This is a genomic window from Bradyrhizobium sp. ARR65 (genome assembly GCF_000472385.1).
In the GTDB taxonomy this organism is placed as follows: Bacteria; Pseudomonadota; Alphaproteobacteria; order Rhizobiales; family Xanthobacteraceae; genus Bradyrhizobium.
This window is the reverse complement of sequence record NZ_AWZU01000026.1, coordinates 94,800-107,237: the sequence shown is the minus strand read 5'-3', so window position 1 is coordinate 107,237 and position 12,438 is coordinate 94,800. Positions and strand designations below refer to the sequence as shown.

Sequence of the window (12,438 nt, the reverse complement as noted above, 5' to 3'; positions counted from 1 at the left end):
GCGGCGTTCGCGCCATTTTGGTCCACGGCGCTGCGGCAGCAGGTCGGCCTCCGCGCCGCTGCGCAGATACCGGTTATAGTACTTCCGGAAGGTCTGCGAGCACGTGCCGTGGTGGCGGTAGAAATCCCCGACCCGGCGGAATGTCGCCGATCGCCCCGCTTTCACCTCCTCATATTCTGCGATCAAGAACCGCCACTTCTGAATGTAATTCCGTTCAATCGTCCGGTCGAAGCTGTTGTCGCGCATCGAATCCCCCCTGCTGGGCTGGATTCGATCAGCGAATTAGTGAACATGCACAATTGCGAGTAGCGTAAGCGACGAGCAATCCAGACTGCATCCGTGAAGAGAGACTGGATTGCTTCGCTTGCGCTCGCAATGACGCCGGAGTTGGGCGTGCGTCCTCTTGGTTCGCTCAGCGCGACGTCTGCCCTCTCTCCAGACGAAGACTGAACATCACCGCGGCAGGTCCGTCCGTCCCATCAGGAAACGGTCGACCGATTGCGCGCACAGCCGACCCTCCCGGATCGCCCACACCACAAGCGACTGGCCGCGGCGCATGTCGCCGGCCGAAAACACCTTCGGCACCGAGGTCTGGTAATCGGCCGTGTTGGCCCGCACATTGCCGCGCGGGTCGAGCTCGACGCCGAGCTGCTTCAACAGACCCTCATGCACCGGGTGGACGAAGCCCATCGCGAGCAGGATGAGCTCTGCATCGAGCTCGAACTCGGTGCCGGGCAGCGGCTTGAATTGGCTGTCGACGCGGACGCAGTGCAGCTTCGTGACCTTGCCGTCGGCGCCGGAGAAGTGTTGCGTCAGCACCGCGTAATCGCGCTGCGCGCCTTCGGCCTGGCTCGAGGAGGTGCGCATCTTCACCGGCCAGTTCGGCCAGGTCAGAGCCTTGTTCTCGCGCTCGGGCGGCGCCGGCATGATCTCGAGCTGTGTGACCGATTTCGCGCCCTGCCGGAACGAGGTGCCGATGCAGTCCGAGCCAGTATCGCCGCCGCCGATCACGACCACATGCTTGCCGGTCGCAAGAATCTCGGCACCAGTGATCGGCTCCTTGCCGACGCGGCGGTTCTGCTGCGGCAGGAAATCCATCGCGAAATGGATTCCGGCAAGACCGCGGCCGGGGATCGGCAGATCGCGCGGAGCCTCGGCGCCGCCGGTGAGCGCCACCGCGTCATAATCCCTCAGCATGGCCTGCGGATCGAGCGCGCCGCTGCCACTGCCGCCGACATGCACGCCGTAGTGAAACACCACGCCTTCCGCCTCCATCTGCGCGATGCGGCGGTCGATGATGTGTTTTTCCATCTTGAAGTCGGGAATGCCGTAGCGCAGAAGCCCGCCGGCCTTGGCGTATTTCTCGAACACATGCACCTCGTGCCCGGCGCGCGCGAGCTGCTGTGCGCAGGCGAGGCCGGCCGGTCCCGAGCCGACGACCGCGACCTTCTTGCCGGTCGTCTGCTGCGGCGGCTCCGGCTTGACCCAGCCGTTCTCCCAGGCGCGATCGACGATCGCGCATTCGATGGTCTTGATGGTGACCGGGTTGTCATCGATGTTGAGCGTGCACGACGCTTCGCATGGCGCGGGGCAGATGCGCCCGGTGAATTCCGGGAAGTTGTTGGTCGAGTGCAGGTTGCGCGCGGCCTCTTCCCAATTGCCCTGATAGACGAGATCGTTCCAGTCGGGGATCTGGTTGTTGACCGGGCAGCCCGGCGTGCCCGGCGCAACGGAGCCTGTGCCGTGGCAATAGGGAATGCCGCAGTTCATGCAGCGCGCGGCCTGGTCGCGCAGCTCTTTCTCAGGGAGCGGAACCACGAACTCGCGGAAGTGCTTGATGCGCTCGGCGACGGGCGCGTACTTGCGATCGTGCCGCTCGATTTCCAGAAAACCTGTGACCTTGCCCATTTAACCCGTAGTCCCTGCCGCTCTAACTTGTTTCTCCGGACCTCATCCTGAGGAGCGCAGAACGCGCGTCTCGAAGGATGAAGGCCCCGCTGGTGGCCTCATGGTTCGAGACGGCACTTTCGCGCCTCCTCACCATGAGGGCCGAAGATTTATTTAGGCCCCGATCGCGATTTTCGGCTCGGCGTCCGCGTTGGCCTGAAGCTGACGCAGGGCGCGCCGGTATTCGACCGGCATCACCTTGCGGAATTTCGGCAGCCATTCTTTCCAGTTCGCCAAGATCTCGGCGGCGCGTTTCGAGCCCGTGGCCTTGGCATGCCGCGTGATCAGCACGTGCAGCCGCTCGACGTCGCTTCCGAGCAGATTCTTGAACACGTCGACCCGGCCGTGCGCCTCGAGATCGCCCGTCGCGCCGTAGGCGCTCTCATTGACCATCTCCTCCGACAGCACCGGCTGGAGTTCGACCATGGCAAGATTACAGAGCTTGTCGAAGTCGCCGGTCTCGTCCAGCACATAGGCGACGCCGCCCGACATGCCGGCAGCGAAGTTGCGTCCGGTCTTGCCGAGCACGACCACGATGCCGCCGGTCATGTACTCGCAGCAATGATCGCCCGCGCCTTCGACCACGGCGATCGCGCCGGAGTTGCGTACCGCGAAGCGCTCGCCGGCGATGCCGCGGAAATAGCATTCGCCCTCGATCGCGCCATACAGCACGGTGTTGCCGACGATGATGCTCTCCTCCGGCACGATGCCGCCGTTGCGCGGCGGCTTGACGATGATCTTGCCGCCGGAGAGACCCTTGCCGACATAGTCGTTGCCTTCGCCTTCGAGATCGAAGGTGACGCCGTGCGCGAGCCAGGCGCCGAAGGCCTGGCCTGCGGTGCCCTTGAAGCCGACATGGATGGTGTCCTGCGGCAGGCCGGCATGGCCGTAGATCTTCGCGACCTGACCCGACAGCATGGCGCCGGCGGAGCGGTCGGTGTTGTGGATCTCGGCTTCGATTCTGACCGGGGCGCCGCGATCGAGCGCGGGTCCAGCCCTTTCGATCAGCTTGCGGTCGAGCACAGCCTCCAGATGATGGTTCTGCGGCTCGGAGTGATAGATCTTCTGCCCCTTGGCTTCCTTCTGCCGCACGAACAGCTTGGAGAAGTCGAGGCCCTTGGCCTTCCAATGCGCAACCAGCGTGGTCTGGTCGAGCATCTGGGTCTGGCCCACCATCTCGTTGAAGGTGCGATAGCCGAGGCTGGCCATGATCTCCCGCACTTCTTCGGCGACGAAGAAGAAGTAGTTGATCACGTGCTCGGGCTGGCCGGTGAAGCGCTTGCGCAGGACGGGATCCTGCGTCGCCACGCCGACCGGGCAGGTGTTGAGATGACACTTGCGCATCATGATGCAGCCGGCCGCGATCAGGGGCGCGGTGGCGAAGCCGAACTCGTCGGCCCCGAGCAGCGCGCCGATGACGACGTCACGTCCGGTGCGGAAGCCGCCGTCGACCTGCACCGCGATGCGGCTGCGCAGCCGCTCGCGCACCAGCGTCTGGTGAGTTTCGGCCAGCCCAATCTCCCAGGGCGATCCGGCATGCTTGATCGAGGTCAAGGGTGAGGCACCGGTGCCGCCCTCGAACCCGGCGATGGTGACATGGTCGGCGCGCGCTTTCGAAACGCCCGCGGCGACGGTGCCGACGCCGATTTCGGAGACGAGCTTGACCGAGACCTGGCCCTCGGGATTGACGTTCTTCAGGTCATAGATGAGCTGCGCCAGGTCCTCGATCGAGTAGATATCGTGGTGCGGCGGCGGCGAGATCAGGCCGACGCCGGGCGTCGAGTGCCGCACGCGCGCGATCGTTGCGTCGACCTTGTGGCCGGGCAATTGTCCGCCTTCGCCGGGCTTGGCGCCCTGCGCCATCTTGATCTGCATCATGTCGGAATTGACGAGATATTCCGTCGTGACGCCGAAGCGGCCCGAGGCGACCTGCTTGATCGCCGAACGCATCGAATCGCCGTTCGGCAGCGGCTTGAAGCGGTCCGATTCCTCGCCGCCTTCGCCGGTGTTGGACTTGCCGCCGATCCGGTTCATCGCGATCGCGAGCGTCGTATGCGCCTCGCGCGAGATCGAGCCGAAGCTCATCGCGCCGGTGGCAAAACGCTTGACGATCTCCTTGGCAGGCTCGACCTGGTCGAGGGGGACCGGCTTGCGCTTGTCCTCTTCGGCCGACTTGATGCGGAACAGGCCGCGCAGCGTCAGCAGCCGCTCGGACTGCTCGTTGAGGATCTTGGCGAAGGCCCGGTAGCGCTCCTGCGAATTGCCACGCACCGCGTGCTGCAGAAGGGACACCGATTCCGCCGTCCAGGCGTGATCCTCGCCGCGGGTGCGGAAGGCATATTCGCCGCCGACGTCGAGCGCGCTCTTGTAGACCTGCGCCTCGCCAAAGGCGTCGCTGTGGCGGCGCACGGACTCCTCCGCGATCTCGTTCAGGCCCACGCCCTCGATGCGGGTGTGGGTGCCCGCGAAATACTTCGCGACGAAGTCCGCCTTCAATCCGACCGCATCGAAGATCTGCGCGCCGCAGTAGGATTGATAGGTCGAGATGCCCATCTTGGACATGACCTTCAAAAGGCCCTTGCCGATCGACTTGATGTAGCGCTTGACGATCTCATGGTCGTCCAGCGCGGCCGGCAACCTGTCCTTCATCGCGATGATGGTTTCGAACGCGAGATAGGGGTTGATCGCTTCCGCGCCGTAGCCGGCAAGGCAGGCGAAGTGGTGCACCTCGCGCGGCTCGCCGGATTCGACGACGATGCCGACCGACGTGCGCAGGCCCACGCGGATCAGGTGATGATGCACGGCGGCGCAGGCGAGCAGCGACGGGATCGGGATCCGGTCGGTGCCGACCATGCGGTCGGAGAGGATGATGATGTTGACGCCTTCGCGCACCGCGGCTTCAGCGCGGGCGCAGAGCTCATCCAGCACCTGCTCCATGCCGGAAGCCCCTAACCCCGCATGGAAGGTGGTGTCGATGGTGCGCGAGACGAAATGGCTGTCGCCCACCTCCGAGATCGAGCGGATCTTTTCCAGGTCCGCATCGGTCAGGATCGGCTGGCGCACCTCGAGCCGCTTGGTCGAGGCCAGGCCCTTGAGGTCGAACAGGTTCGGCCGCGGCCCGATGATCGAGACCAGGCTCATCACTAGCTCCTCGCGGATCGGGTCGATCGGCGGGTTGGTCACCTGCGCGAAGTTCTGCTTGAAATAGGTGAAGAGCTGCTTCGGCCTGTCAGACAGTGCCGAGACCGGGGTGTCGTTGCCCATCGAGCCGACCGCCTCTTCGCCGGTCGAGGCCATCGGCGTCATCAAGAGGCTGATGTCTTCCTGGGTGTAGCCAAAGGCCTGCTGCCGGTCGAGCAGCGGCAGGTTGGAGCGCGCGCTCGTGGTCGGCGCATCCGGCAGCTCCTCGAGCACGATCTGGGTGCGGTCGAGCCATTCCTGATAGGGGTGGCTCTTGGCGAGCGAGGCCTTGATCTCGTCGTCGGGAATGAGCCGGCCCTGTTCGAGGTCGACCAGGAGCATCTTGCCGGGTTGCAGCCGCCACTTGGTGACGATCTGCTCCTCCGGAATCTTCAACACGCCCATCTCGGACGCCATCACGATGCGGCCGTCCTTGGTGACGAGATAGCGCGCCGGCCGCAGGCCGTTGCGGTCGAGCGTGGCGCCGATCTGGCGGCCATCGGTGAAGGCGATCGCGGCGGGGCCGTCCCACGGCTCCATCAGAGCGGCGTGATATTCGTAGAAGGCGCGGCGCTGCTTATCCATCAGCGGATTGCCGGCCCAGGCCTCCGGAATCATCATCATCACCGCATGCGGCAGCGAGTAGCCGCCCTGCACCAGGAATTCGAGCGCGTTGTCGAAGCAGGCGGTGTCGCTTTGTCCCTCGTAGGAGATCGGCCAGAGACGGCTGATGTCCTTACCGTAAAGCTCGGAGCTCACGGATGCCTGCCGCGCCGCCATCCAGTTGACGTTACCGCGCAGCGTGTTGATCTCGCCGTTATGCGCGATCATCCGGTAGGGATGCGCGAGCGACCAGGTCGGGAAGGTGTTGGTCGAGAAGCGCTGATGCACCAGCGCCAGCGCGCTCTCGAAATCCGGCTCGTGCAGATCGGGATAGTACTTGCCGAGCTGGTCGGCGAGGAACATGCCCTTGTAGATCACGGTGCGGCACGACATCGAGCAGGGGTAATAGCCGGCGCCGCCGCGGTCGCGACGCTGATAGATCGCCTGCGAGATAGATTTGCGCAGGATGTAGAGCTTGCGCTCGAACGCCTCCTCGGTCTTCGCCGCGCCGTTGCGGCCGATGAAGACCTGCATGTGGGTCGGCTCGGTCGGCTTGACCGTCTCGCCCAGCGAGGAATTATCCGTGGGCACGTCGCGCCAGCCGAGCAGCGTGAGGCCCTCGTCCTTGATCTGGTCGGCGATGATGCTCTTGATCACCTTCCGCCATGCCGCGTCCCTCGGCATGAACAGCGCGCCGATGGCGTACTCTCCGGGCTCCGGCAGATCAAAGCCGAGCTCGGCGGTCTTGCGCTTGAAGAATGCGTGCGGGATCTGCACCAAGATGCCGGCGCCGTCACCGGCACGCGGGTCGGCGCCGACAGCGCCGCGATGTTCGAGGTTGCAGAGGATGTTGAGCGCATCGGAGACGATCTGATGCGACTTGCGGCCCTTGATGTCGGCGATGAAGCCGACCCCGCAGGCATCCTTCTCCAGCGCCGGATCATACAGGCCTTCGGCGGCAGGGCGCCAAGTGTGCTCGCGCGTCGCCTCGGCCGGTTTCGAGTTGAAATCCGCCGACGATTCATCGCTGAAGATGTTTTGGCGCTCGATTTCCAACCCGCTCATTTTATTCCTCTCAATCCGGCTGGGTGCGGTGGCTCATCGTCCGGCGCACCTTCGGCGTTCCGCGGCACCCACCGGGCCACCGCTCGTCCTCCGCGAGCCGGATTTTTAGGTTTCAGGCGCTGGCGTTCAGAACGGCCTTGCCTGCACTTTCCGGTGCTCGTTAAGCGCCGAATCTTCGCTGCAATCCCAGTGCCGGGGTTGCCCAAAAATTTGAGACAGCAAGACTGTCCTAACACCGACCATGCCAAACTTTTGTCTATCACACAAGCGCGTGAAAGTCCTTGCGCGGCTGGCATGTCCGCAGGTCAACATTTAGCGCGCCCCGGATTTGAAGCAAGCGCGCCGTGATCCGGCCCAAGGACCGCCGAAATCCCCAAAGACTCTTAACCATTGGGGGCTCAAGTGGAGCCATAAAGCAATGAAGCTGCTCACAAGGTGGGCCGTCTCGGCCGTATCAGTTCTTTTGGTCTCGGCCGCTGGCGCGCAGGCGCCGGCGCCCGCCGATACCGGCCGGACATTCTATCACCTGGTGTCCGATTTCGATGGCCCCTATGGCGGTCCGCCGCCGGCGCCACCGCCTTACGGCGCGCCATCTTACGTCCCCGCCGAGCCCTATGGCGCCGAGTCCTATGGCTATGAGCCGGCGCTGCTGCCGCCTCGCGAGGTCTACGCAGTGTTGCGCGAAAACGGGTTCTTGCCGTTCGGCCTGCCGCGCCGCCAAGGCTATGTCTACGAAATCTCCGCCATCGATCCGGATGGTGAGGACGGCAGGCTCGTGATCGATGGTCGCACCGGACGGATCATCCGTTTCATGCCGGCCTTTTGGGGCGGCAGGACCGATAATTCCGGGCTGAGGACGCCTTACGGAGCACAGGCCGCGGTGCCGATGCCGACCGTGGTCCGCGGCGTGCCACGGCCGCCGGCTCCGATCCCGCATATGGCCAGTCGCGCGCCGAAGCCGGCGGCCACGGTTCCCGCCAAGTCGGCCGAGCGGGTGCCGCAGTCGTCTGCGGAGAAGTCCGCCCCGCCGCAGCCGCAAACAGCGGCGGTCACACCACCGCCGGCCAGCGCCATTGGCGCCACCGTCGGCGAGACCAAGCCGCCGGAGTCGCAGATCAAGCCGACCGAGCCCATGCCCCCGGTACAGGGGCTGGAGTAGGGGCAGTCCCCCAGCAATCGTCCCCAAACAAGCGTCCCCAAGCGAACGTCATTCCAGGGCGCGCGCAAAGCGCGCGAACCCGGAATCCAGAGCTTATGGCGCGAGATTGCACGTTCGGTGCTTGCGCACCGCCCCGGAATGACGGGATCGCGTGACTGGGCCGCCTGGCGTGCTTGCTGCAGCAGGCCAACAAAAAACGCCCCGGTTTCTCCGGGGCGTCTTGATCAGTTCGTCAGAATTTCAACGGTTAGGCGGCGGCCTTGTCAGCCGAGCCGCTGGTCACCTGCGCAGCTTGCGCAGCACCGTTGATCGGGATCTGCCGGGGCTTCTTGGCCTCGGGGATCTCGCGCACGAGGTCGACGTGGAGCAGGCCGTTCTCGAGCGAAGCATTCTTCACCACGACGAAATCGGCGAGCTGGAAGACACGTTCGAAGGCGCGGGCGGCGATGCCGCGATAGAGCACTTCGGCCTTGTCCTTGCTGTTCTCGTTGGCGACTTTCTCGCCCTTGATCGTCAGCGTGTTCTCTTTCGCGACGATGGAAAGCTCATCCCTCGAGAAGCCGGAGACCGCGACGCTGATACGGTAGGCGTTCTCGCCGGTCCGCTCGATATTGTAGGGCGGATAGCCTGGGCTGCCATCCGAGGTCACCTGGTCGAGCAGGGAGAAGAGACGGTCGAAACCGACGGTGGAACGATAAAACGGGGTGAGATCGTAGGTACGCATGTAAGTCCTCCATTGAGCGACTGTTGCAGTGAACCCGCCCGCCATCGGGCCGGGCTTTAAACTTGTGCAGCCTGATGTCCGGAGATCCGAAACACTGGTAGCGGCCTGCACGATGGTGATATGGGAGGGATGAGATCCGCGTTCAAGAGGGCGCGACCGACGTCCCTTTTTGATGTTCCCTCCCTTGTCCATCCCTTGAATTCCAGCACTCTTCACCTACCGCGCGAAACGTCATGACGCTGGTCTCCATCCCCGCCAATCCCGTCCCCGAGGGCGCGGTCAGCGGCATCATCAAGACCCCTGACGGTGCCGAACTGCGCTTCGCGCGCTGGTTGCCGCCGTCGGGCCGCAAGGGCACGGTCTGCGTGTTCACCGGGCGCGGCGAGATGATCGAGAAATATTTCGAGACCGTGCGCGATCTGCGTGACCGCGGCTTTGCGGTGGCGATGATCGACTGGCGCGGGCAGGGCCATTCGTCGCGGCGGTTGCGCGATCCGCGCAAGGGCTATGTGCGAAGTTTCGCCGACTATGAGATCGACGTCGAAAGCTTCGTGCAGCAGGTCGTGCTGCCGGATTGCCCGCCGCCCTATTTCGCGCTCGCCCACTCGATGGGCGGGACGGTGCTGCTGCGGATCGCGCATGCCGGCAAGCGCTGGTTCGACCGCGTGGTGTTGTCGGCGCCGATGATCGATCTGCCGGGACGTCTGACGACGCTTCCGGTGCGCGCATTTGCGCGCGCGCTCCGGCTCTTGGGCCAGGGTGGACAGTATGTGCCGGGCGGCAGCGGCAAGCTCACCGGTACCGACGCTTTCCTCAGCAATCCCGTGACCAGCGATCCCGTGCGCTATGCCCGCAACGCCGCGATCCTGGACGAGGACCCGACGCTTGGCATCGCCGCGCCAACCGTCGCCTGGGCCGACAGCGCCTTTCGCGCCATGGTCACCTTTCGCAAATACGACTACCCATCGAAAATCCGCCAGCCGATCCTGATGCTCGCGGCCTCCAACGACACTGTCGTGTCGACGCCGGCGATTGAAGAGTTCGCCTATCACTTGCGCGCCGGCTCGCATCTCGTCATCGCCGGCTCCAAGCACGAGATCCTGCAGGAGCAGGACCGCTACCGCTCGCAGTTCTGGGCGGCCTTCGACGCCTTCATCCCGGGCTCGCCGCCGTTCAAGTGAGACACCATGCTCGGCATTCACGATCTCTGGCTGTTCATCGTCTCGGGTCTCGTGCTCAACATCACGCCGGGACCTGATACGGCCTACATCGTCGGCCGCAGCGCGCAGCTCGGCTGGCGCGGCGGAGCGGCGGCGGCGCTCGGGATCAGCTCCGGTTGCCTTGTCCATGTCTTTGCCTGCGCGGCTGGGCTCTCGGCGCTGCTGGCGGCGTCGGCGACGGCATTCACGGTGGTGAAGTGGGCCGGCGCGGCCTATCTGTGTTTCATCGGGATCAGGATGCTGCTGTCGCGCCAAACGGCACACGCGCAGCCCGAGCAAACGGCGACCAAGGACAGCGAGATCTCATTGCGCCCTGTGTTTTGGCAGGGCGCGCTCACCAACGTGCTCAATCCCAAAGTGGCGCTGTTTTTCCTTGCCTTCCTGCCCCAATTCGTGGCGGCGGATTCGGCGCATAAGGGGCTGGCCTTCCTGGCGCTGGGCCTGATCTTCATTTGCAACGGTTTGCTGTGGTGCCTCGGCGTTGCAGCGTTCGCGGCAAGGACGGCGCACCGTGTCAGGGGATCGGGCCGGGCGATGGCCTGGATCAATCGCGCGCTGGGTGGCATGTTCGTCTATCTCGGCGCCCGCATCGCTCTGCTGCAGGCGAGGTGAAGCATCACGAATCGGCCGCGCGCTTGGGGCCGGATTCGACGAGCGTCAGTCGCGCGAAGGGCGCGCCCGCCTTCAAAAGCCCATCGCGGTAGTGGGCGATATCATCAGGATTCTTCCAGCGGAAATTCCGCAAATGCCGTTCGACCGTGAAACCCGGATAGTTCTTCAGCAAAACTCCGGCAGCCTTTGTCGCGTCTTCGGCCCGCCCCAACTGCGCGAGCGAAGCAGCGCGTATCGCGAGAACCTGAAGGTGATTGGGATTCGAATAAAGCGCCTCGCGCGCCCAGGACAGCGCGGCATCATATTGTCCGAGCAGGTAATGGCTGAACGCGGAAAGTGCCGCCCATTGATATCTTGGATCGCTGTTGCCGCGTTGGACCGCCATCGAAAACAGCTCGATCGCCTCTCGCTGTTCGCCGCTCGCAAGGTGGCATAGTCCCTGAACGCCACGCGCGCCCATGTCGTAGGGGTTCAAGGCGACCGCCTTTCTGATCGCATCCTGCGCGGCCTCGTGGTGCCCGCCCATCGCGTGCAGATAGGCCAGGATCGAGAACGCAAACGACGAGCGCGGATCTAGGCGCACGCTGGTCTCCGCGAGCGTCATCGCCGAGCTCCAGAGGTCGCGGGTGCTCTTGATCCATCCATAATGCACGCCCTGCACCATGATGGTCGCAAGATAGGCGTGTGCGATCGAGAGTGCCGGATCGAGCGCGATGGCCTGTTTGAACAGGTCGATCGAGGTTTCGAAATCCGCCTTGGTCTGGCGATAATAGTGGGAGAGACCTCGCAGGAAGCGATCCCAGGCGGTCAGATCGGTGGCCGGTGACCGGTTCGGCGCGGAAGCCTCGGCGCGAAAAATCTCCGGTGCGATCGCCGCCGACAGGCTCGTGGTGATCTCGTCCTGCAGCGCGAACAGCTCGCCCATGTCCCTGTCGTAACGACCGGTCCATAGTTGCTCGCCGCTCTCGGGAGCGACGAGCTCGGCGGTCACGCGAATTTTCGCGCCCGCGCGGCGGACCGAGCCCTGAACCAGATAGGTCGCGTCGATCTCCCGCGCGATCAGGCGTGCGCTCAAGCTTTGTCCCTTGAACGGGAAGGTCGAATTTCGACTCAGCACCCGATAGAAGGATTGCAGCGAGAGCGCGTGGATGAGGTCCTCCGTCAATCCGTCGGAGAAATATTCGTCGGCGCTGTCGCTGAGATTGGCGAAGGGGAGAACGCCCACGATCGCCAGCCGGTATTGCGCCGAAAGGCCGGGAATTCCCTCGAACTCCCGAGGGCGCGCGTCGGAGCCTGTCGGCCGCCAGGTCCAGACGTCCACGGGCATGGCGATGTTCTTGAAACGATGGCTCCCGGCGCCGTGCATCGTGACGGCGAGATGCCTGCCGGCCTCGCCATAGGCCTTTGCCGAGATCGCGAGCCCGCCCGGCGGCGCGACCTGCTCGAGGCGAACGGCGATGTTCACATCGTCGCCGAAGACCTCGTCTTCATCGGCGATCACATCGCCCATGTGCACGCCGAGGCGAAAATGCATGGCGCGATCGGCCGGCAGGTGCTTGTTGCGCTCCGCCATCAGCATTTGCATTGCGATGGCCGCTTGCGTGGCGCCGACGATGCTGGGAAATTCCAGCAGGAAGCCGTCGCCGGTATTTTTGACGACACGGCCGCCATGGTTGAGAATAACGGGGTAAATGGCGCCGCGATGCGCCTTGAAGGCCGCGTGCGTCCCTGCCTCGTCAGCGCCCATCATGCGCGAGTAGCCGGCGACGTCAGCGCAAATGATGGCCGCGAGACGTCTCTCCATTGATTCGGGCGCTCCAGATTGCAGGCTGATCAGGACGCGGCGGGCCGCCCGCCCTAGGGAACACCTTGTTACCGGCGGAAGCCTTTCGGAAATCGAGTGTAACCTAACTCGGCCAGGCTTGGCA

At 64.4% G+C, this 12,438-nt stretch carries 8 protein-coding genes; 3 read left to right on the top strand and 5 right to left on the bottom strand.

All coding sequences use genetic code 11. From position 1 onward, the window contains the following. From F758_RS0125890 to gltB, 3 genes are all read right to left on the bottom strand, one after another. Nucleotides 1-246, bottom strand: a 246-nt coding sequence (locus F758_RS0125890) for a hypothetical protein (RefSeq protein WP_024510605.1), incomplete at its 3' end; no start/stop codon positions are given. A 207-nt stretch (nucleotides 247-453) separates the two neighbouring features. Further along, complete coding sequence (locus tag F758_RS0125885; protein WP_024510604.1) at nucleotides 454-1,908, bottom strand: glutamate synthase subunit beta; 1,455 nt, start codon at nucleotides 1,906-1,908, stop codon at nucleotides 454-456. Between the two features lie 153 nt (nucleotides 1,909-2,061). Next, a complete protein-coding gene (gene gltB / locus F758_RS0125880) occupies nucleotides 2,062-6,795 on the bottom strand; it encodes a glutamate synthase large subunit (protein WP_024510603.1) in 4,734 nt (1,577 codons plus the stop codon). A 418-nt stretch (nucleotides 6,796-7,213) separates the two neighbouring features. Between gltB and F758_RS0125875 the strand changes: the two genes are divergently transcribed. Beyond that, nucleotides 7,214-7,954 (top strand): hypothetical protein, encoded by a 741-nt coding sequence (locus F758_RS0125875; RefSeq protein ID WP_024510602.1) that lies wholly within the window; start codon nucleotides 7,214-7,216, stop codon nucleotides 7,952-7,954. 247 nt (nucleotides 7,955-8,201) lie between these two features. On the opposite strand, the gene F758_RS0125870 is transcribed toward F758_RS0125875, so the two are convergent. Then, nucleotides 8,202-8,678, bottom strand: a complete 477-nt coding sequence (locus F758_RS0125870) for an Hsp20 family protein (RefSeq protein ID WP_024510601.1) — start codon at nucleotides 8,676-8,678, stop codon at nucleotides 8,202-8,204. 233 nt (nucleotides 8,679-8,911) lie between these two features. Between F758_RS0125870 and F758_RS0125865 the strand changes: the two genes are divergently transcribed. Next, entirely contained in the window at nucleotides 8,912-9,859 is a 948-nt protein-coding gene (locus tag F758_RS0125865) for an alpha/beta fold hydrolase (protein ID WP_024510600.1), read from the top strand. Nucleotides 9,860-9,865: 6 nt separating this feature from the next. Further along, complete coding sequence (locus tag F758_RS0125860; RefSeq protein WP_024510599.1) at nucleotides 9,866-10,510, top strand: LysE family translocator; 645 nt, start codon at nucleotides 9,866-9,868, stop codon at nucleotides 10,508-10,510. Nucleotides 10,511-10,514: 4 nt separating this feature from the next. On the opposite strand, the gene F758_RS0125855 is transcribed toward F758_RS0125860, so the two are convergent. Beyond that, entirely contained in the window at nucleotides 10,515-12,314 is a 1,800-nt protein-coding gene (locus F758_RS0125855; protein ID WP_024510598.1) for an adenylate/guanylate cyclase domain-containing protein, read from the bottom strand. Nucleotides 12,315-12,438 lie beyond the last annotated feature (124 nt).

Excerpts from the sequence above, each read along its gene's own strand:
- F758_RS0125885 (WP_024510604.1), bottom strand. The coding sequence starts at position 1,908 with ATGGGCAAGGTCACAGGTTTTCTGGAAATCGAGCGGCACGATCGCAAG.
- gltB (WP_024510603.1), bottom strand. The coding sequence starts at position 6,795 with ATGAGCGGGTTGGAAATCGAGCGCCAAAACATCTTCAGCGATGAATCG.
- F758_RS0125875 (WP_024510602.1), top strand. The coding sequence starts at position 7,214 with ATGAAGCTGCTCACAAGGTGGGCCGTCTCGGCCGTATCAGTTCTTTTG.
- F758_RS0125870 (WP_024510601.1), bottom strand. The coding sequence starts at position 8,678 with ATGCGTACCTACGATCTCACCCCGTTTTATCGTTCCACCGTCGGTTTC.
- F758_RS0125865 (WP_024510600.1), top strand. The coding sequence starts at position 8,912 with ATGACGCTGGTCTCCATCCCCGCCAATCCCGTCCCCGAGGGCGCGGTC.
- F758_RS0125860 (WP_024510599.1), top strand. The coding sequence starts at position 9,866 with ATGCTCGGCATTCACGATCTCTGGCTGTTCATCGTCTCGGGTCTCGTG.
- F758_RS0125855 (WP_024510598.1), bottom strand. The coding sequence starts at position 12,314 with ATGGAGAGACGTCTCGCGGCCATCATTTGCGCTGACGTCGCCGGCTAC.